Below are 19,787 nucleotides of genomic sequence, written 5' to 3'. Positions count from 1 at the left end.
CATGCGTCTGGTGATCGCCACCGGTAATGCCGGCAAATTGAAGGAGCTGCGCGAGCTGTTGCCGCCGCCCGCGTTCGATGTCCTGCCGCAGTCGCAGTTCACGTCGATCAATGTCGAGGAAACGGGGCTGACGTTCGTCGAGAACGCCATTTTGAAAGCGCGGCACGCGGCAGAGGCGTCCGGCCTGCCGGCGATTGCGGACGATTCGGGACTCGAAGTCGATGCGCTCGACGGCGCGCCCGGCATTTACTCCGCGCGCTACGCCGGCGAAGGCGCGAGCGATGAAGACAATCTGCGTAAGTTGCTCGCCGCGCTCGACGGCAAATCGCCGGCACAGCGCACCGCTCGCTATCAATGCGCGCTCGTGTACATGCGTTCGCCGCGTGATCCGTCGCCTCTGATCTGTCAGGCGAGTTGGGAGGGGCGCATCACCAACGATCGTCGCGGCACGGGCGGCTTCGGTTACGACCCGATATTCGAGCTCGCCGACCGGCCGATGACAGTGGCGGAGTTGCCCGCGGCGGAGAAGAATCAGCTCAGCCATCGCGGCAAGGCACTGCGAGGCCTCGTCGCTCAATTGAATCTCGGGATCGGGCATTACGCTGCGCAGTCCCGCTCCGCGTAAGCCCGATACATCGCGTGGTAACTGGATAGTCGTGTCTCTCGCCCTGCCGCCGCTGTCCCTCTACGTGCACATGCCCTGGTGCGTGCGCAAGTGTCCGTACTGCGATTTCAACTCGCATGCGGCGCCGGAGTTGGTGCCGCAGGCCCAGTACATCGATGCGTTGCTCGAAGATCTGCAGAGCGACGTGTCGGCGGCGCAAGGGCGGGCACTCACCTCGATCTTCTTCGGCGGCGGCACGCCGAGTCTGTTCGCGCCCGATCAGATCGGCCGACTGCTGGAAGGGGTGCGCCGGCAGATTCCTTTCGATCCGGGCATCGAGATCACGCTCGAAGCCAATCCCGGCACCATCGAACACGGCCGCTTCTCGGGCTATCGCGATGCCGGTGTGAATCGAGTTTCGCTGGGCGCTCAAACCTTCAACGAAGACCAGCTGAAGCTGCTCGGGCGCATTCACGGCGCGGGCGACATCGGGCGCGCGGTGGACGAGCTGCGCCAGGCCGGGCTCGACAACTTCAATCTGGATCTGATGTACGGATTACCGGCGCAAAGCGTCGCGCAAGCGCTCGAAGATCTCGAAAGCGCGCTGGCGCTTCAGCCCGCGCACCTGTCGCAGTACCAGCTGACGCTGGAACCCGGCACCGTGTTCTATCACCGGCCGCCGGCGCTGCCCGATCCCGACGACTGCTGGCAGATGCAGATCGAATCTCAGGAGCTGCTGGCGACGCGCGGCTTCGAGCAATACGAGGTTTCGGCTTACGCGCGAGCGGGGCGCAGAAGCCACCACAATCTGAATTACTGGCAATTCGGCGACTACATCGGGATTGGCGCCGGGGCGCACGGCAAGCTGACGCGACTCGATGACGGCGCGACCATCGTCCGGACGACCCGGGTGAAGCAACCTCGTGAGTACTTGGCCCGCGCCGCGGATCTGCGCGTGAGCGAACGGCGCGTCGTGCCGCTGGAAGATCTGCCGTTCGAGTTCATGCTGAACGGCTTGCGGCTGATCGAGGGCTTCGATGAGCCGGCGTTCGAGTCACGCACCGGGTTGCCGTTCGCCACCCTCGACGCCAACCTCGCGGCGGCCAGGCGCAAAGGATTGCTCGAGCACGATGCGCAGCGGCGCTGGCGCGCCACCCCGGATGGTCAGCGGCTCCTCAACGACCTGCAGGAGCTGTTCCTGCCCGAGCGCTCGGACGGCTGAGGTGTCGGACGAATCCATGCGTGGCGAGGGAACGAAAAGTTCCCTCCACCGTGCATTTCCAGTGTGAACTGTCCCACAAAATTTTCTTTGAAAACCGCTCTCTTAGCGCCGCACACGAAGGGGTTATGCACACGCGCCAGCGCTTGTCGTCCGCGCCCCACGTTGATGACAAAATCAAATGCGATATATCAGGAGGCGTTCGTAAGCCATTGATTGCGCAGGGTGAAATACCCTGGTGAAAAATTGAGCAATTTGACAGCGTCACAATTCTGCAAGGTTCGAGGGTGCCGCGCGGGTCAGTCATCCACACACTTATCCACAGACTTTGTGGATAACCGCCGTCAAGTACCTACGAATCCATTCGCCCCCATCGAGCGAGAAGTTTTTTTCTTGCGGGGGCCGATCTGCGTCGCTACACTTCGCCCCCTTTTTTCCGGCCGGCTCGGCCCCAGATACAGCGCCATGAAAGACGGCATCCATCCTGAATACAAAGAGATCAACGTGGTCTGCGGCTGCGGTAACTCCTTCGTTACCCGCTCCACGTTGGGTCATGATCTGCAGATCGAAGTCTGCTCCAGCTGCCATCCGTTCTACACCGGTAAGCAGAAGGTGCTGGACACCGGCGGTCGCGTGGACAAGTTCCGCAAGAAGTACGCTCGCTAAGAATCGGTCGGGCGGGAGTCGGTTCCGCCACTCTGATTCGCGGGCCAGCTGAACGGCGGGCGTTAAGCACGCGTTCAGCCAGCGGGCTCTACATCGAAGGGGCGCTCCGGTTTTCCGGGGCGCCCTTTTGTCGTTTGCGACCCCGGCACCGTAACTGGGGAATCCAGTCGGGGAACTCGCGACGATTTGCATCGACATAGAGCTATGGAGTGCAATGGCCATCCCGAGCCGTTGCGAGTCGGACGCCGCCATGCCGCTGAAAAACTCTGTTCGTGCCGTGCTGCTCATCGCCGCGTTCGCCGGACCGGCGGCGCTGTTGAGCGGCTGCGCTTCCAATCCCGTGACTGGCCGGCCCGATCTGGTGTTCCAGAGCGAAGCTGGCGAGATCAAGCGCTCCAAGGAAGTGCATCCGATGATCATGCAGCAGTTCGGCGGTCCCTATGAGGACCAGCAGCTGCAGGGCTACGTCAACGAAGTCGGCCAGCGCACCGCCAAGGCCAGCGATCGTCCCGAGCTCGAATATCACTTCATGGTGCTCGATAGCGAGGACATCAACGCGTTCACCACCGGCGGTGGTTACGTCTACATCACTCGCGGCATCATGAATTACCTCAACTCGGAGGCCGAGCTGGCCGCCGTGCTGGGTCACGAGATCGGCCACGTCAGCGCGCGTCATCCGACGCGGCAACAGAGCAAGTCGACGCTGTCGAATATCGGTGCGGCCGCGGTCGGTCTGTTTACCGGCAGCGCCGATATCGCCGGTCTCGCCAACTACGCCGGCGCGGCACTGGTCAGCGGCTACGGTCGCGATCAGGAGCTCGAAGCCGATCGGCTCGGTGCGAAATATCTGAAGAACGTCGGCTTCGCGCCCACCAGCATGATCGACGTGGTGCGGCTGTTGAAGAACCAGGAGATGTTCGAGATCGCGCGGGCTCGAGAGGAAAAGCGCGAGCCGCGGGTCTATCACGGCGTGTTCGCGACTCACCCGGACAACGACGAGCGTCTCACTGAAGTGGTGAAGGCCGCTGAAACGCTCAAGGGCGGTCCGACCGACAATCTCGATCCGGGCCGCGAGAAATATCTGAAGGCCATCGAAGGCCTGCCGATGGGACCGAGCCGCTCGCAGGGCGTGCTCAAGGGCAATCGCTTCTATCACGCCGATCTGGGACTGACGATCGCGTTCCCGAGCGGCTGGACGGTCGAGAATCAGGCGGATCGTCTGGTGGCGCTGTCACCGCAGAAAGATAGCGTTCTGCAGATGCAGACCCAGGCGCCGCCGCCGAACACCGGTCCGCGTGAATTTCTTTCACGTCTGCTGGCGCGTGCCAGCGCCGCGCAGTCCGAGCCCATCGAAGTGAATGGTTTGCAGGGTTACACCGCGGTGGTGCGCGCGACCAATACGCCGTTCGGCCTGATGCCGGCCCGCTACGTGGTCCTGTATCACAACAATCTCGCCTATATTTTCGCGGGCGCCAGCAAGGGTTCGACCGGCACGCCGAAGGCCGATCCGCTGTTCATGTCGACGGTGAAAACCTTTCGGCGTCTGAAGCAGAATGAATTCGCGCTGGCCGAGCCGTACAAGATCAAGACGATCCGCGCCACCGAGACCACGCGCGTCGCCGACCTGGCGAAAACTTCACCGTTGCCCAGCTACGCCGAACAGCAATTGCGGCTGCTCAACGATCTGTATCCGAACAAAGAGCCGCAGCCCGGTCAGCTGATCAAGATCGTTCAATAATCGGAGTTTTCCTGTCGGCGCGTGCGAGCGAATTAATCTCGCCGAACGCGCGATAAGTCCGCCTAATAGACAACGGCGGACTTGCTTCACGTATAGCGTCGCAAGCGCAGCGATGCACATTACTAATGCCTCATCGCCGGTCTCCATGCTTGATTCGCTGGCGACGACGTGTAAGTCTGCGCCTCCGATTTTTGCGCTTGCAAAAAGCCGCGACGATCGCAGGCCTAGGGACAGGCTCGATCGTTTTCCACGGCCTGGCCGATGCTCCCTCACGATGCGCCCGGTCAGGCTTTCCCTGTGGCATCTGTTTGCGGAAGTAGCCCCATGGCCGAGAAGAAGTTTGAATTGACCAACCTGGCGACCGGCAAGAAGTCGCTCGCCGACGTGAAGAGCGGCACGCTCGGGCCCGATGTACTCAGCATCGCGAGCCTCGCCAAGGATCACGGCATGTTTACGTTCGATCCGGGCTTCATGGCCACGGCGTCGTGCGAAAGTAAAATTACTTTCATCGATGGCGACGAAGGCGTGCTCATGTATCGGGGCTATCCGATCGAGCAACTGGCCGAGAAGAGCAATTTCCTGGAAGTGGCCTATCTGCTGATCAACGGCGAACTGCCGACTTCCGAACAGCAGACCGAATTCACGCACGCGGTCCAGTACCACACGATGATCAACGAATCGCTGCTGCGATTCTTCAACGGCTTCCAGTACAACGCGCATCCGATGGCGATGCTGTCGGGTGTAGTCGCCTCGATGGCGGCGTTCTATCACGACTCGATGGACATCAATAACCCGCGTCATCGCGAGATCTTCGCTCATCGCATCATCGCGAAGATTCCGACCATCGCGGCCGCCGCCTACAAGCATGCGCTGGGTCAGCCTTTCATGTACCCGCGCAACGATCTGGATTACTGCGCGAACCTGCTGCACATGTTCTTCGCCGTGCCGTGCGAGCAGTACAACATCGATCCGGTGCAGGCGCAGGCCCTGGATCTGCTGTTCATCCTGCACGCCGATCACGAACAGAACGCGAGCACCTCGACCGTGCGTCTCGCCGGCAGCACCGGCACCAATCCGTATGCCGCGATTTCCTCGGGCATCTCGGCGCTGTGGGGCCCGGCTCACGGCGGCGCGAACGAAGCGGTACTGGCGATGCTCGAGCAGATCGGCACCGTCGACAACGTGCCGAAGTTCCTGGCCAAGGCCAAGGACAAGAACGACCACTTCAAGCTGATGGGCTTCGGCCACCGCGTCTACAAGAACTTCGATCCGCGCGCGACCATTATCCGCGCCATGGCCCACAAGGTGCTGGCGAAGCTCGGTAAGTCCGACAACCCGCTGTTCGAGCTGGCGCTGAAGCTGGAAGAGATCGCGTTGAAGGACGAGTACTTCGTCGAGCGCAAGCTGTATCCGAACGTGGATTTCTATTCCGGCATCATCTACAGCGCGATCGGCATTCCGCAGTCGATGTTCACGGTGATGTTCGCGATCGCGCGCACCGTCGGCTGGGTGGCGCACTGGCAGGAAATGATCGCCGACCCGGCGATGAAGATCAGCCGCCCCCGCCAGCTGTACACCGGCCCGGCGACGCGTCAGTACGTCGAGATCGAGAAGCGTTGATTTGGCTCGACAGAGCAGCGACCTCAGTAGTCGCTGCTCTCCGATTCCAGCAAAGACTCCAGCTCGGCCGCGTCCGCGCGGCGCATCGGCCGGCCATCCACCGGACTGGCTGGCGACTGGCGGATGCCGTCGATGGGAAACACCACCGCGTCGATTTCCCGATCTCCCGCGACGAATTGCACCACCGGATATGCGACCAGTCGATTGGGCTCGTAGCGCAGCCGCCGCTCGGCCAGGTGATGCGGAATATTCTTGTCCACCAGATGCAGCGTCACCCGCTCCGGGCTGTCCGCGAACAGATGCAGATTCACTTCGGAGTGCGCTGAAGCCGTGCCGCTGAGCACCGGCCCGACCAGGCGCGGCTGAAAGCTGTCCAGCAATTTCATCGCCTGCAGCGCCGTGCGCCGTAACGCACTCAGCGCCGTCGAATGCTTGTCGCCTTCGAATAATCGGTGATGCGCGGCCAGTGCCGCTTCGATCTCAGTGTTCTTGGGCAACACCGCGATGTCGGTCGCGCCCAGGCGCTCGGCGGCTTTACGCTTGGCCAAACCGTAGTCGTCGATGCCCTGCTCGGACATGATGCGGGCCGCTTCCTGCGCCAACGCCATGCGCAGCTGCTCCGCGCGTGGATTGCTTCGTTTGCTCATCTTCGTTCCCGTAATCAGCACGACCCGCGGTCTTCAGAACAGCGAGTCGTCCTTTTTCTCTTCTTGGTCGTCGCCAGGCAGCGCCGAATCGACTTCCGCCTGCGGCGGCAGATGGCCCGCCATGAATGTCTCGAAAATAGCGTTTGGATCGCCGGGCCGCGCGGCCAGGCCGGTATCCGCCGAGATCCGCATGGACACCAGTCCCGGCGGCGGAGTGCGTTTTTGTTCGGGCACACCCTTCAACGCTTCGGACATGAAGTAGATCCACATCGGCAGCGCCGTGCGGCTGCCTTCTTCACCGGGGCCGAGCGAACGTTCCTGATCGAAGCCCACCCAGGCCGTGCCGACCAGCGAACTGTTGAAGCCGCAGAACCAGGCGTCGCGACGATCGTTGGTGGTGCCGGTCTTGCCGGCGATGTCGCCGCGCTTCAACTGCAACGCGCGCACGGCGGTGCCGCGCTTGACGACGTCCGCCATCATGTCGGTGATCAAATAATCGTTCTGCGGCGAAAGGACCTGCGGCGCCAGCGACTTCTCCTGCAGATACGTGCGGCCGCCCCAGCGCGTCTCGTCGTTGGTGGCGGTGGTGATCGGCGCATCGATCAGATTGGTCACACCACCTTCGGTCTCGCCGGCGGGTGGCGTCGGCTGCACGCAGTCGGCACAGGCGAACTTCGGTTCCGCTTCGAATTCGACCTTGCCGTTGGCAGCGACGATGCGCTGAATGAAATACGGCTCGACGCGGAAGCCGCCGTTGGCAAACACCGAGTACGCGCTCGCCATCTCCAACGGAGAAACCTGCGCGGTGCCGAGCGCCAGCGACAGATTGCGCGGCAGCGTGTTTTCCGGAAAACCAAAGCGCTGAATGAACTGGGTTGCGTAAGCCGGTCCCAACGAATTCATCACACGAATCGAGACCAGATTGCGTGAACGGACCAGCGCCTCACGCAATCGCATCGGGCCGCGAAATTCACGCGTGTTGTTCTGGGGACGCCAGCTGCCTTCGAGCGTCGGGTCTTCGATCACCAGCGGCGCATCGTTGACGATGCTCGCGGGGGTGAAGCCTTGATCGAGCGCTGCTGAATACAGGAAAGGTTTGAACGACGAGCCCGGCTGGCGTTTGGCCTGCACGGCACGATTGTAGTTGCTCGCGAAATAATCGAAGCCGCCGGTGAGCGCGGCAATGCCGCCGTCCTGCGGATCGAGCGCGACGAATGCGCCCTGCGCTTCCGGCACCTGCACCATGCGCCAGTTGCCGGACACTTCCTGCGCGATATAGATGATGTCGCCGACCGCGACCACATCCGCCGCGCGTTGCAACTGCGGCCCGACACTGCCGTCGGGCAACGGGGCGCGCGCCCAGCTCAATCCAGTCCAACCCAAGTTGACGCGTCCGGAGCCACGCGCATAAGCGACCGCGCTCTTTTCTTCCGTCGCAACCACGACTGCGGGTTCGAGACCGCCGCGCACTGCATATTCTTCGAGCGCCTGCGACCATTCCTTCTCGCGAGCCCCCGACGGCAATGTGACGCGCCCAGCGGGACCGCGATAGCCATGGCGCTGATCGTATTCGAGCAACGCGCCTCGCAATGCTTTCACCGCGGCATGTTGCAAACGACTGTCGACTGTCGTGATGACTTCGTAGCCCGCGGTGTACGCGTCGGCGCCGAGCCGGTTGAACAGATCCGCTCGCACCATCTCCGCGATGTACGGCGCTTCGACTTCGACCGCCGGACCGTGCAACTTCGACTCGACCGGCGCCTTCAGCGCCGCCTCGTACTCCGCCTGCGTGATGAATTCCTTCTCGCGCATACGACGCAACACATAGGCGCGCCGCTGACGAGCGAGCTCCGCGTTTGCCACCGGATTGTCACGCGATGGCAGGCGGAACGTGCCGGCGATCACCGCGATCTCGGGCAGGTTCAGTTGATCGACGCTCTTGCCGTAGTACACCTCCGCCGCGGCACCGATGCCGTAGGCGCGCTGGCCAAGAAACATCTTGTTCATGTACAGCGCGAGGATTTCCTGCTTCGAGAGCTCCTGCTCGATACGCAGGGTGGTGAAGATCTCCACCAGCTTGCGCCGATAGCTCTTCTCGGGGCTCAGGAACACGCCGCGCGCCAGCTGCATCGTGATCGTGCTGCCGCCCTCGGACTTGTTGCCCGACACGAGATTCGCGATCACGGCACGCGCCAGGCCCGGATAATCGACGCCACCATGCTGGAAGAAGTTGTCGTCCTCGGCCGCCAGCACCGCATTGACCATCTGGCCGGGGATGGCGGCGAAAGACAGGGGAATGCGGCGCTGCTCACCGAACTGGGCGATCAGCCGTCCGTCGCGGCTGAATACGCGCAACGGCACCTGCAGCCGGATGTCCTTGATGGCGCTGACATCCGGCAGCGCCGGATGCAGGTACTGATAGGCGCCGGCCAGTCCGAGAACCGCCGCGCCGGTCGCCCCGAGTACGCCTGCAATGATCAGCCGGAGGGGGGATTTGAGGTAACGTCGCATGGCAACTAAAAATCCTAAGTCCTTGCTTTGCCGGTTGCTATATCAAAAGCTGCTAGGCAATATTAGCCCGTGAACATAATCTGGTGCGGCATCGCATATCGGCTCAGGAGTCAGGCCGATAGTACCGGATGCTGGTCCAAGTGACTTTGAGGTCAGACCCTGAAGATCGTTGCACACGACTCTCAGGTTTCACACCGGAGCGCCGGCGACGCGAAACCGCAAACGGCATTCGGGGATAACGGCAGAAGACGATGGCGCCGGGGTGGTGGAGCTGCGCCGCCCGGGCGATAAGGCCCTGATCTACCTCAGCTCCTGCGGATGAACGCGGTTAACAGGTGCTTATTACTGCAAAAACAGCACTTTTGCTGCGGGAATACCGCGATGGTATTTCGTGAGGCTCCTCACATTCAACTTAAGTCACGGCTGTATATAGTTGCCGCCCGTGTTTCGTGTCCGATCTCCGATCGTCACTCAAGTGTCTGATCAAGAAAGGGAACCAGCGTGCTGTTAACCGCAAAATCCAGACCCATCCTGGGCCTGGACATCACTACGTCCTCGGTCAAGCTCATTGAATTGAGCATGAGCGGCGGTCAATACCGCGTCGAATCCTATGCTGCGGAGGCCACTCCGCCGAATTCCATCAACGAAAAAGCCATCGTCGACGCCAATGCCGTCGGCGAGGCCATCAAGCGAGCTGTAAAGCGTTCAGGTGCGCGCGCCAAGGAAGCGGCCGTGGCCATCAGCGGCGACGCCGCCATCACCAAGGTCATCCAGATGCCCCGCACGCTGGGCGAGAACGAGCTGGAAGGCCAGGTGGAAATGCAGGCCGACCAGTACATCCCGTTTCCCATGGAAGAGGTCAGCTTCGATTTCGAAGTGATCGGACCCTCCGAGAAGGATCCGGACATGCTCGACGTGCTGCTGGTCGCGACCCGCTCCGAGAACGTCGAACAGCGCATCGCCGCCTGCGCCGCCGCCGGTCTGACCGCGAAGATCGTCGATGTGGAAGCGTTCGCGCTCGAGAATGCCTGCCGCCTGCTGACTCACCAGATGCCCGATGGCGGCCTCGGTCGAGTGATCGCGGTGGTCGACTTCGGCGCCAGCTCCACCACGTTCAGCGTGTTGCGAGATCTGAAAGTCATCTACACGCGCGACTTCGCCTTCGGCGGCCAGCAGTTGACCGAAGAAGTCATGCGCACCTACGGCCTTAGCATGGAAGAAGCCGGCCGTGCCAAGAAAGAAGGCGGGCTGCCTGGCAATTACGAGACTGAAGTGCTGGGCCCGTTCATCGACGATATGTGCCAGCAGGTGAGCCGCTCGTTGCAGTTCTTCCTCGCCTCCGGGGCGGGCCGCGAGCAGCCTGAACAGATTCTGATCTGCGGTGGCTGCGCCAACATCGCCGGTGCCGCCGAAATGATCCAAAGTCGGGTCGGCATCGAATCACAACGAGGCGACCCGTTGGGTCAGATGAAGGTCAGTCAGAAAGCCAAGGCGCAGGCGGTGAAGAAGGATGCGACCGCATTATTGACAGCATGCGGGCTGGCGTTACGGAGCTTCGACTGACATGCCAAGAATCAATCTATTGCCCTGGCGTGAAGCGGAACGCAAACGCAAACGTCAGGAGTTCGGGGTCGGTGCGGTGGCCGCCCTGCTGGGCGCCGCGCTGGTGTATTTCGCGGTCAACTGGCAGATGCAGTCGGCGATCGACGAACAGATGGCGCGCAACAACTATCTGAACCAGGAGATCAAGGAGCTCGACAAACAGATTGCCGAAATCCTGGATCTGGAAGAGCAGAAGAAGCGCTTGCAGGCGCGCATCACAGTGATCGAGCAGCTCGAGCTGAGCCGTCCGGAGATCGTGCATGTGTTCGATCAACTGGTTCGCACCACGCCCGATGGCATCTATCTCACTTCAGTGAAACAGACCGGCCGTAAGATCGAGTTGAAAGGCATCGCGCAGTCGAGCACGCGCGTGGCCTCTTACATGCGCAACATCGACAGCTCCGAGTGGCTGAAAGACCCGGCGCTGCAGATTCTCGAGACCAAGGGCAACACCGACGCGGGCTCGCAGTTCACGCTGAACGCGACCCAGGAAACTCCGCAGGTGGCCGCCGCGACCGAGGAGAAAGCCACGCCGGCCAAGAAAGGCCCGGTGACCAAGCCGAAGGCGCCGAACGGAGGTGCGTCATGAGCACGTTCGTCGAACAACTGCGCGACCTCGACCCGAACGACCCGAGCCGTTGGCCGCTGGCATTCCGGCTCGGCGCGATCGCGCTGATCTTCATTCTCGCCGCCGGTTTCATGTCCTACTTCCTGGCGTGGAAGGACAAGAAGCCTGAGCTCGATACGGCACGCGCGCAGGAAGCGCAGCTGTTGCAGACTCTGGAAACCAAGGCGCGTAAAGCGGCGAATCTGGATGCCTACAAGGCGCAGCTCGCCGAGATGGAGCGCTCGTTCGGCGCCATGCTGCGCAAGTTGCCGGACAAGACCGAGGTGCCCAACCTGCTGACCGATATTTCCCAGCAGGGCGCGGGTGCCGGTCTGGATCAGAAGCTGTTCCAGCCCGAAGCGCAGGTCAACAAGGATTTCTATGCCGAGTTGCCGATCAAGATGAAGCTCACCGGCAGCTTCCACGCCATCGGCGCGTTCGTCAGCGGTATCGCGGCCCTGCCGCGCATCGTGACGTTGCACGACGTGGAGATCGTGCCGACCAAGGACGGCGGCAACGATCAGTTGCAGCTGAACGTGACCGCCAAGACCTATCGTTATCTCGACGCCGAGGAACAGGCTGCCCAGCAACCTCAACCGCAGAAGGGCAAACCGCAGAAAGGCGGCCGTCCGCCCAATGCGAAGTAACGCGAGCAGTCACTTATGACGTTACACAACAAGCATCTTCGAACTCTCGCGACTGGCGCGCTCGCCCTGGTGTGGCTGAGCGGCTGCTCGACCGACATGGACAAGCTGCAGAACCAGGTCAAGGACATCAAGGCCCGTCCCGGCGAGCGCATCGAGCCGCTGCCGGAGATCAAGGCATACGAAAGCTTCGCGTACAACGCATCGAGCATGCGCTCGCCGTTCGTGCCGAGCGCGCCGGCGCGCAACGACGTGGCGAGCGCCGTGCGTCCGGACAGCAAGCGCACGCGTGAATTCCTCGAACAGTTCCCGCTCGACACCATGTCCATGGTCGGCACCCTGCAGCTGCAGGGGACCAACTACGGACTGGTCCAGGGCAAGGACGGCCTGGTTCATCGCGTGGTGCCCGGCAACTTCATGGGGCAGAACGACGGCCGCGTGGTCAGCATCACGCCGACGCGGATTTCCATCATCGAGATCGTCCCCGACGGCCTCGGCGGATACATCGAGCGGCCAGCGGCGCTGGCGCTGAACGAATGATTCTCAGGGAGACACACAGAATGTTGTTCTCAAGCGTGCAACGGTCTGCCGCGAGACTGGTCCTGACCCTGGCCGCGCTGGCCGGGTTCGGCCAGGCTGCACTGGCGCAGTCCACCAATCGACTGGAAAGCATCCAGGCGCAGGTCACCGCCGGCAACAAGGTGGAGCTGACTCTCCGCCTGGCCTCCGACGCGCCCACTCCGCTCACCTTCACGGTCGACAATCCGGCGCGCATCGCGCTCGATCTGCCCGCCACCTCGGTTGCGATGACTTCGCGCCGGGTCGATGTGAAACAGGGTGTGCTGGATACGGTCAACGTCGCGGAAGCCAACGGCCGCACCCGGGTGGTGCTCAACGTCGACTCGCTGGTTCCCTACGAGACGCGCGTTCAAGGCAACACCATCGTGGTGTCGCTCGCCTCCTCCGGCACCGGCCGCTCCCTGCAATCGAGCGCCCAGCCCGGCGGCTTCGCCACCGCCACGCAGCGCCCCGCCGCCGCCGCCACGATCTCCGGTGTCCGCAGCGTCAACAACATCGACTTCCGTCGCGGTGGCGACGGCTCGGCCCGCATCATCGTCGAACTGACCGATTCCAAGGTGCCCGCCGACCTGCGCCAGGAAGGCGGCAAGATCGTGGTGAGCTTCGCCAAGACCGCGATTCCCGAGAATCTGTTGCAGCGTCTGGACGTGGTCGACTTCGCCACGCCGGTGAGCAGCGTCGATGCCCTGCGCGTCGGCGACGGTGCGCGCCTGGTGATCTCCGCCTCCGGCGACTATGAGCAGCTCGCTTATCAGTCCGACAACATCTACACGATCGAAGTGAAGCCGGTCGTGAAGCTGCCGCCCGAGCTGCGCGACAAGAAGGAATACGTCGGCGAGCGTCTGACCCTGAACTTCCAGGACATCGAAACCCGCGCCGTGCTCCAGCTGCTCGCCGACACCAGCGGCCAGAACATGGTCATCAGCGACTCGGTCGCCGGCAACGTCACCCTGCGCTTGCAGAACGTGCCGTGGGATCAGGCGCTGGACGTGGTGATGCGTACCAAGGGCCTCGACTCGCGTCAGGAAGGCAATGTCATCTTCATCGCGCCGGCCACCGAAATCGCCGCCCGCGAGAAAGAGCTGCTGACCGCGCGTAAGGAAGCTCAGGAGCTCTCCCCGCTGCGTACCGAGTACCTGCAGGTGAACTATGCCAAGGCCGCCGATCTGGCCACGCTGATCAAGTCTGGCGCCGGCTCGCTGATCTCCGACCGCGGCAGCGTCGCGATCGACGAACGTACCAACACCCTGTTGTTGCAGGACACGTCGGAGCGGCTCGCGGACATCCGCCGCCTGGTGTCGACGCTCGACATTCCGGTCAAGCAGGTGATGATCGAAGCGCGCATCGTGATCGTGAGCGATGACTACAGCCGCGACCTCGGCGTGCGCTTCGGTGCCAACGTTGCCTTCAATCAGGGCGGCAAAGACGGCCTCGGCCTGCTGGGCAGTCCGCTGAACGGCGAGAACGGTGTTGGTATCAGCCCGTATCCCGGGCTGCTCGACAACGACGGTAATACGATCGGCACGCCGACCAACGGCACCGACAATCAGCTCGGCGGCTTCATCCTCCCCGAGAACGCCGCGGATCGTTACCTGGTGAACCTGCCGGCCGCGAACCCGGCCGGTCGCCTGGCCCTGGCCCTGATCGACTCCGATTACCTGGTCGATCTGGAACTGTCGGCGGCGCAGGCCGAAGGCCGCGGCGAGATCATCTCCTCGCCCCGCCTGATCACGGCCAACCAGCGTGAAGCCACCATCGAGCAGGGCGTGGAAATTCCCTACCAGGAGTCCTCGTCCAGCGGTGCCACGACCACGCAGTTCAAGAAGGCCGTGCTGAGCCTGAAGGTGACGCCGCAGATCACTCCGGACAACCGCGTGATCCTGGACCTCACAGTGTCCAAGGACAGCGTCGGTCAGCTGGTCGCCAGCGCCACCGGCGGCTTCGTGCCCTCGATCGACACGCGCGAGATCGTGACCCAGGTGCTGGTCAACGACGGCCAGACCGTCGTGCTTGGCGGCATCCTGGAGACCGAGCGCCGCGACGCCGAGAAGAAGGTGCCGTACCTGGGCGATATCCCGGTCGTCGGCCGCCTGTTCAAGAACAACACGACCACGGACAACAAGGACGAGCTGCTGATCTTCGTGACCCCGCGCATCCTGCGCGAAGGCAGCAGTTTGTATTGATTCGGGATCGGGCCATCCTGGCCCGACCCTCATGCGAGCTGGGCAAAAGGCGTGACTTTTGCCGCTCGTCCGCCGCTGAAGCGGCGGGGTACATCCCTGTACCCAAGGGTGGTCCTGGATAGGTAGTGGACTGTTGAGGCCGCCTTCGGGCGGCCTCTTTCGTTTATAGTCCCGCCTTGCATGACCTCCGAACCGACCAAGCCCGCGCGCGGCAACAACGTGTTCCTGATCGGGCCCATGGGCTCGGGCAAGACCGCCGTGGGCAAGCAGCTGGCGCGGCTGCTGCATCTTCATTTCTATGACAGCGACGCCGAAATCGAGCACCGCTGCGGCGTCGACATTCCCTATATTTTCGAGAAGGAAGGCGAGGCCGGGTTTCGCGATCGCGAGCGTGAAGTGATCGATTCGCTCACCCAGATGCAGGATGTGATCGTCGCCACCGGTGGCGGCGCGGTGCTGTCCGAGCTGAATCGGGAGCACCTCGCCAATCGGGGCTGCGTCGTCTATCTACAGACCAGCGTCGATCAGCAACTGGAGCGCACCCGGCACGGCCGCCAGCGCCCGCTGCTGTACACCGCTGATCCCGAGCGCAAGCTGCGCGAGTTGCTGACCTTTCGCGGTCCGCTGTACGAATCCATTGCCACCATCGTCGTATGCACCGACGGCCGGCAGGTTCGCGCGGTCGCCGACGAGGTCGTGCAGCGTTTGCAGGAGCTGTCCGTAACATGAGTCACCAACCGCACGAACGTGTCGATATCGCCCTGGGCGAACGCAGCTATCCCATTCTGATCGGGCCGCATCTGCTCGAGGACGACTCGCTGCTGAGCGAGCACGTCGCCGCGCGCAATCTGCTCATCGTCACCAACGAAACCATCGCACCGTTGTATCTGCGTCCGCTGGCAACGGCGTTGAAGCACCGTCGCGTCGCTTCGGTCGTGTTGCCGGATGGCGAGCAATACAAAACATTGGACACGCTGTCGCGCATCTTCGATGCGCTGGTGAGCGAGCGCATGAACCGCGATGCCGCCGTGGTCGCGCTGGGTGGCGGCGTCATCGGTGACATGGCCGGTTTCGCGGCCGCCTGTTATCAACGCGGCATCGATTACATCCAGGTGCCGACCACGCTGCTGTCGCAAGTGGATTCGTCGGTGGGCGGCAAGACCGCCGTCAATCATCCGAGCGCGAAGAACATGATCGGTGCGTTCCATCAGCCGCGTTGTGTGATCGCGGACACCGCGACGCTGCACACGCTGCCGGAACGTGAGTTTGCCGCCGGCATCGCTGAAATCGTGAAGTATGGCCTGATCTACGATCCGGCGTTCTTTGCCTGGCTCGAAGAGCATGCCGAGAGCTTGTTGACGCGCGTCGATGCTGCCGTGATTTACGCTGTGCGCCGTTCTTGCGAGATCAAAGCCGAGGTCGTTGGCGTCGATGAGCGCGAGCATGGTTTGCGCGCCATCCTGAATCTGGGTCACACGTTCGGTCATGCCATCGAGACCGCGTCGGGTTACGGCAACTGGCTGCACGGTGAAGCGGTTGCGGCCGGCATGGTGATGGCGGCGGATCTGTCGGAGCGGCTGGGCTGGTTGCCGAGCGCGGATAAGGAGCGCGCCATCGCTCTGCTGAAACGATTCAAGCTGCCTGTCGAACCGCCGCGCATCGGCGCCGAACGCGCGCGCGAGCTGATGGGGCTCGACAAGAAAGTGCTCGACGGCAAGCTGAGGCTGGTGTTGTTACGCAGTCTCGGCAAGGCAGATGTCGTCAGCGACTACTCAGGCGAAGCATTCGCCGCCACCCTGCGAACGCATTTCGACACCGCCGCATGACCGTCGCGCCATCGCCGCTCGCTCCCTACGCTTCCTGGGACGCCCGGTCGAAGGGCCGTCAGCATCCCGAGGACGCGCCGCGCTATCGCAGCGAGTATCAGCGCGACCGGGATCGCATCGTGCATTCCACGGCGTTTCGACGCCTGGTCTACAAGACCCAGGTGTTCGTCAATCACGAAGGCGATCTGTTTCGCACGCGCCTGACCCATTCCATCGAAGTCGCCCAGATCGCCCGTACCATCGCGCGGGCGCTGCAGCTCAACGAAACCTTGTGCGAAGCCATCTGTCTGGCGCACGACCTGGGCCACACGCCGTTCGGTCATGCCGGTCAGGATGCGCTGAACGCCTGCATGCGCAACTTCGGCGGCTTCGAGCACAACCTGCAGTCGCTGCGGGTCGTGGATGAGCTCGAAGAGCACTACGCCGCTTTCGCCGGATTGAATCTCACGTTCGAGACGCGCGAAGGCATTCTCAAACACTGCTCGTTGAACAATGCGCGCAAGCTCGGCGAGCTGGGCGAACGTTTCATCCAGCGCCGGCAACCGACGCTCGAGGCACAGATCGCCAATCTGGCCGATGAGATCGCCTACAACAATCACGATCTGGATGACGGCCTGCGCGCCGCCATCATCACGGTCGACGAGTTGAAACAAGTGCCGCTGTTCCGGCGGCAGTATGACGTCGTCATGGCCACCTATCCGTCCTTGAACGGGCGTCGGCTCATTCACGAAGTGATCCGGCGCATGATCGCGTACGTCGTCACCGACCTGATCGAAAACACCGCCGCCCAACTCCGGGCCGCCGCCCCGGCCGACGTCGAAGCGGTACGCGCGGCGCCGAGTGCGTTGGTCAAATTCAGCGATCCCGTGGTCGCGGAACATCTCGAGCTGAAGCGCTATCTGCTCGATCACGTCTATCGCCACTATCGCGTCCTGCGCATGACCAACAAGGCGGACGCCGTCATCAGCAGCCTGTTCGAAGCCTTCTTCAAACGTCCCGAGCTGTTGCCTCCCGAGCATCAGCAGATTGCCTCGCAGATGGAATCCCAATCCGGCGAGTCCGGCCGCGCCCGCGCCGTCGCCGACTACATTGCCGGCATGACCGACCGCTACGCCATCGTCGAACACGAACGCATCTTCGATCCCTCCAAGCGCAGCTGATCTCTCTCCCTCGTATCGAAGCTACGTGGCTCGACGCACGTAGAGCTGCGCGCGCGTGTGATTCCGCGCGCAAGCGCGCCATTTCTCGCGGCTATTACAGAAAATATTCCTGTCTCAACGAGGGGCGAACTCGTCTGGGAGCACGATCAAAGTACGAAGTCGATGGCTCATCAAGAACCGGTGGAGAGTTGCATGAACCAATTGCTGGCGCTCTCGGGGCCCGAGCTGGTGTTCGGTCTCGTCGGGGCTGTGGGGTCCGATCTCGGAGCTGTGACGCGCACGCTAACCGCGGAGTTGGAACGTGTGCGTTACAGAGTCGAAGAAATCCATGTCAGCTCGCTCCTTCACCAGCTCGATTCGTATGCACACCTCGGCACGAGTGCTTTCGCGTCCGAGTTCGATCGAATTCGGGAGCACATGAAAGGCGGCACCGATCTGCGCAATAGAATGGGCACCGGCGAAGTCATGGCGGTGCTCGCCATATCCGCAATTCGTCAACGTCGAATCCTGCTGCAGCCCGATCTTCCACAGGAACAGGCCGGCAACCAACCCCTGGAAAGAACCGCCTTCATAATTCGCTCGCTGAAGCATCCCGATGAGATCCAGATGCTTCGGTACGTCTATGGCAGAGCTTTCAATGTTATTTCGACGTACGCACCTCGACAGGACCGCGTGGAAAAGCTTGCTGCGACCATCGCCGAATCGCGCGGCGAGACGTACACCGACCGCTTTCGCGCACAGGCGGAAGAACTGATTCAGATCGATGAGCAAGAACAGAACAAACTTGGACAGAGCGTTCGAGATTCGTTTCCCTGTGGCGATTTTTTCGTGGACGCACGCTCATTAGAGCGTTTGCAGGCAGGCCTGGCACGCTATGTTCGCCTGCTATTCGGCCATCCATTCGAGACGCCGACGCGAGACGAGTTCGCCATGTTTCACGCACACTCGGCAGCACTTCGATCCGCGGACCTCGGCCGACAGGTTGGCGTTGCTATCACAAATCAGGATGGCAGCATTCTCGCGGTTGGATGCAACGACGTCCCGAAGGTGGGCGGCGGTCTGTACTGGAGCGGGGAAAGTCCGGATCATCGGGATTTCGTGAAGGGCGTCGATAGCACCAGCAGGTTCAAGCGCCAGCTGCTCGCGCAAGCGCTCGCTCGGCTACGCGATGCGGGGTGGCGTCCGCCGGAGAATTCTCCGGGCGATGCCGATTCGCTGCTTGCCGCTGGCATGCTCAACGGCACGCAAATCCAGAACCTGCTGGAGTTCGGCCGTTCAGTGCATGCTGAGATGTCGGCGCTCTCCGAAGCCGCGCACCGCGGCATCGCCGTCGAGCGCGCCAACATGTACACCACTACATTTCCTTGTCACTTGTGTGCCAGGCATATCATTTCGGCTGGCATACGCCGTGTGGTGTACATCGAACCCTATCCGAAGAGTCTCGCGCGCGAGTTGTATGAGGACATGATAGATGTCGACCCATGTGTCGCACGACCGGATCGCGTTACGTTCGAGCCGTTCGTCGGAGTTGCGCCGAGTATCTATACAGAAATGTTCCGCGCGACTGAGCGCAAAGACTCGCGCGGAAACGCCATCGCTTGGATTGGCGGAAAGGCACAGCCGCGACTCAATCGGTTCGTACCCTCGTATCTGTTGATCGAGGGGAGGGTGCTTGGTAACGTTCTTCCCGTCATACTTGCGCGCAGCGCAGTTTCTCGGGTGTTGGAGGAGACCTCAATATGAGTCCAGTCAAGGGTTCCGACCTCGAAAGACAGATCGAGCTGGCCCGTCGGGAGCTTGAAAGCTGGCCGCAATGGCTGAAGAACGCCTCCGGCATTGGCGACAGGAAAACCGTCGATGCCCGCGACCAGAATGCCTCCGCCACCAGACTGGCACCGCATCTCTCTGATTTTCTCGATGACTAGGGCCTGTTAACACTCATTGGATGGGCTGCGTTGCGTCTCGAATCGCCTGCAGCAAGGCGCAAAGCGCAGCCCTCGCGTAGCGAGGGCAAGCTTTGTAACGCAGCGGCAGGCCCATGTTTCATGAGAATCGGGAGACGCAACCCGTTTAGTGAATAAATATCCTTAGATGGGACGAGCTATTGCGGTTCAGGACGTCGTTGCTCCTCCCTTATGTGCAGAGAGCACACGGCGCTCGTCCCGCCTAGCCCTGAACCGC

17 protein-coding genes are annotated in these 19,787 nt (G+C 62.1%); 15 read left to right on the top strand and 2 right to left on the bottom strand.

Annotated elements, in window-relative coordinates; genetic code table 11:
- The first annotated feature begins 1 nt into the window (after position 1).
- The 5 genes from rdgB to EKO19_RS30885 all read left to right on the top strand — a co-directional run bounded on the left by rdgB (position 2) and on the right by EKO19_RS30885 (position 5,847).
- Positions 2 to 625 (top strand): RdgB/HAM1 family non-canonical purine NTP pyrophosphatase, encoded by a 624-nt coding sequence (gene rdgB / locus EKO19_RS30905; protein ID WP_129781270.1) that lies wholly within the window; start codon positions 2 to 4, stop codon positions 623 to 625.
- Positions 582 to 1,826 carry a radical SAM family heme chaperone HemW gene (hemW, locus tag EKO19_RS30900; protein WP_407676672.1) on the top strand — a complete coding sequence of 415 codons (1,245 nt, stop codon included), beginning with the start codon at positions 582 to 584 and terminating at the stop codon, positions 1,824 to 1,826. Before rdgB ends, hemW begins: the two co-directional genes overlap by 44 nt.
- Before the next feature lie 462 nt (positions 1,827 to 2,288).
- A complete protein-coding gene (rpmE, locus tag EKO19_RS30895) occupies positions 2,289 to 2,489 on the top strand; it encodes a 50S ribosomal protein L31 (protein WP_129781268.1) in 201 nt (66 codons plus the stop codon).
- Positions 2,490 to 2,703: 214 nt separating this feature from the next.
- Positions 2,704 to 4,227, top strand: coding sequence for a M48 family metalloprotease (locus tag EKO19_RS30890; RefSeq protein ID WP_129781267.1), 1,524 nt, complete (start codon positions 2,704 to 2,706; stop codon positions 4,225 to 4,227).
- A gap of 324 nt (positions 4,228 to 4,551) precedes the next feature.
- Complete coding sequence (locus tag EKO19_RS30885; protein ID WP_129781266.1) at positions 4,552 to 5,847, top strand: citrate synthase; 1,296 nt, start codon at positions 4,552 to 4,554, stop codon at positions 5,845 to 5,847.
- 23 nt (positions 5,848 to 5,870) lie between these two features.
- Here the strand turns inward: EKO19_RS30885 and EKO19_RS30880 are convergent, their stop codons facing one another.
- Both EKO19_RS30880 and EKO19_RS30875 read right to left on the bottom strand, forming a co-directional pair.
- A complete protein-coding gene (locus tag EKO19_RS30880) occupies positions 5,871 to 6,494 on the bottom strand; it encodes a hypothetical protein (RefSeq protein WP_129781265.1) in 624 nt (207 codons plus the stop codon).
- Positions 6,495 to 6,527: 33 nt separating this feature from the next.
- Entirely contained in the window at positions 6,528 to 9,005 is a 2,478-nt protein-coding gene (locus EKO19_RS30875) for a penicillin-binding protein 1A (protein ID WP_129781264.1), read from the bottom strand.
- A gap of 501 nt (positions 9,006 to 9,506) precedes the next feature.
- Between EKO19_RS30875 and EKO19_RS30870 the strand changes: the two genes are divergently transcribed.
- The 10 genes from EKO19_RS30870 (at position 9,507) to EKO19_RS30825 (ending at position 19,531) form a co-directional block, all read left to right on the top strand.
- The gene (locus tag EKO19_RS30870) at positions 9,507 to 10,568 is read left to right on the top strand and encodes a pilus assembly protein PilM (protein ID WP_206606496.1); all 1,062 of its coding nucleotides are present in this window, start codon (positions 9,507 to 9,509) and stop codon (positions 10,566 to 10,568) included.
- A 1-nt stretch (position 10,569) separates the two neighbouring features.
- Entirely contained in the window at positions 10,570 to 11,196 is a 627-nt protein-coding gene (locus tag EKO19_RS30865; RefSeq protein WP_129781263.1) for a PilN domain-containing protein, read from the top strand.
- Entirely contained in the window at positions 11,193 to 11,861 is a 669-nt protein-coding gene (locus tag EKO19_RS30860) for a type IV pilus inner membrane component PilO (RefSeq protein ID WP_129781262.1), read from the top strand. The genes EKO19_RS30865 and EKO19_RS30860 overlap by 4 nt, the downstream gene beginning before the upstream one ends.
- A gap of 15 nt (positions 11,862 to 11,876) precedes the next feature.
- Positions 11,877 to 12,398: a pilus assembly protein PilP gene (locus tag EKO19_RS30855; RefSeq protein WP_129781261.1), complete on the top strand. Its 522-nt coding sequence runs from the start codon at positions 11,877 to 11,879 to the stop codon at positions 12,396 to 12,398.
- A 20-nt stretch (positions 12,399 to 12,418) separates the two neighbouring features.
- On the top strand, positions 12,419 to 14,620 hold the full coding sequence (gene pilQ, locus EKO19_RS30850; RefSeq protein ID WP_217705718.1) for a type IV pilus secretin PilQ: 2,202 nt from the start codon (positions 12,419 to 12,421) through the stop codon (positions 14,618 to 14,620).
- 180 nt (positions 14,621 to 14,800) lie between these two features.
- The gene (gene aroK / locus EKO19_RS39605) at positions 14,801 to 15,349 is read left to right on the top strand and encodes a shikimate kinase AroK (RefSeq protein ID WP_129781259.1); all 549 of its coding nucleotides are present in this window, start codon (positions 14,801 to 14,803) and stop codon (positions 15,347 to 15,349) included.
- Entirely contained in the window at positions 15,346 to 16,446 is a 1,101-nt protein-coding gene (gene aroB / locus EKO19_RS30840) for a 3-dehydroquinate synthase (protein ID WP_129781258.1), read from the top strand. Before aroK ends, aroB begins: the two co-directional genes overlap by 4 nt.
- Entirely contained in the window at positions 16,443 to 17,606 is a 1,164-nt protein-coding gene (locus tag EKO19_RS30835; protein ID WP_129781257.1) for a deoxyguanosinetriphosphate triphosphohydrolase, read from the top strand. Before aroB ends, EKO19_RS30835 begins: the two co-directional genes overlap by 4 nt.
- A 57-nt stretch (positions 17,607 to 17,663) precedes the next feature.
- On the top strand, positions 17,664 to 19,349 hold the full coding sequence (locus tag EKO19_RS30830; protein ID WP_129781256.1) for an anti-phage dCTP deaminase: 1,686 nt from the start codon (positions 17,664 to 17,666) through the stop codon (positions 19,347 to 19,349).
- Complete coding sequence (locus EKO19_RS30825; protein ID WP_129781255.1) at positions 19,346 to 19,531, top strand: hypothetical protein; 186 nt, start codon at positions 19,346 to 19,348, stop codon at positions 19,529 to 19,531. Before EKO19_RS30830 ends, EKO19_RS30825 begins: the two co-directional genes overlap by 4 nt.
- The last annotated feature ends 256 nt before the right edge of the window (positions 19,532 to 19,787 follow it).

The organism is Peristeroidobacter soli (assembly GCF_004138485.1).
GTDB classification, from domain to species: Bacteria; Pseudomonadota; Gammaproteobacteria; order Steroidobacterales; family Steroidobacteraceae; genus Steroidobacter; species Steroidobacter soli.
This window is presented reverse-complemented; position numbering and strand designations above follow the sequence as displayed.

Bases quoted from the DNA above. Each gene is read 5' to 3' on its own strand.
- rdgB (WP_129781270.1), top strand. From the start codon at position 2: ATGCGTCTGGTGATCGCCACCGGTAATGCCGGCAAATTGAAGGAGCTG.
- rpmE (WP_129781268.1), top strand. From the start codon at position 2,289: ATGAAAGACGGCATCCATCCTGAATACAAAGAGATCAACGTGGTCTGC.
- EKO19_RS30890 (WP_129781267.1), top strand. From the start codon at position 2,704: ATGGCCATCCCGAGCCGTTGCGAGTCGGACGCCGCCATGCCGCTGAAA.
- EKO19_RS30885 (WP_129781266.1), top strand. From the start codon at position 4,552: ATGGCCGAGAAGAAGTTTGAATTGACCAACCTGGCGACCGGCAAGAAG.
- EKO19_RS30880 (WP_129781265.1), bottom strand. From the start codon at position 6,494: ATGAGCAAACGAAGCAATCCACGCGCGGAGCAGCTGCGCATGGCGTTG.
- EKO19_RS30875 (WP_129781264.1), bottom strand. From the start codon at position 9,005: ATGCGACGTTACCTCAAATCCCCCCTCCGGCTGATCATTGCAGGCGTA.
- EKO19_RS30865 (WP_129781263.1), top strand. From the start codon at position 10,570: ATGCCAAGAATCAATCTATTGCCCTGGCGTGAAGCGGAACGCAAACGC.
- EKO19_RS30860 (WP_129781262.1), top strand. From the start codon at position 11,193: ATGAGCACGTTCGTCGAACAACTGCGCGACCTCGACCCGAACGACCCG.
- EKO19_RS30855 (WP_129781261.1), top strand. From the start codon at position 11,877: ATGACGTTACACAACAAGCATCTTCGAACTCTCGCGACTGGCGCGCTC.
- pilQ (WP_217705718.1), top strand. From the start codon at position 12,419: ATGTTGTTCTCAAGCGTGCAACGGTCTGCCGCGAGACTGGTCCTGACC.
- aroK (WP_129781259.1), top strand. From the start codon at position 14,801: ATGACCTCCGAACCGACCAAGCCCGCGCGCGGCAACAACGTGTTCCTG.
- aroB (WP_129781258.1), top strand. From the start codon at position 15,346: ATGAGTCACCAACCGCACGAACGTGTCGATATCGCCCTGGGCGAACGC.
- EKO19_RS30835 (WP_129781257.1), top strand. From the start codon at position 16,443: ATGACCGTCGCGCCATCGCCGCTCGCTCCCTACGCTTCCTGGGACGCC.
- EKO19_RS30825 (WP_129781255.1), top strand. From the start codon at position 19,346: ATGAGTCCAGTCAAGGGTTCCGACCTCGAAAGACAGATCGAGCTGGCC.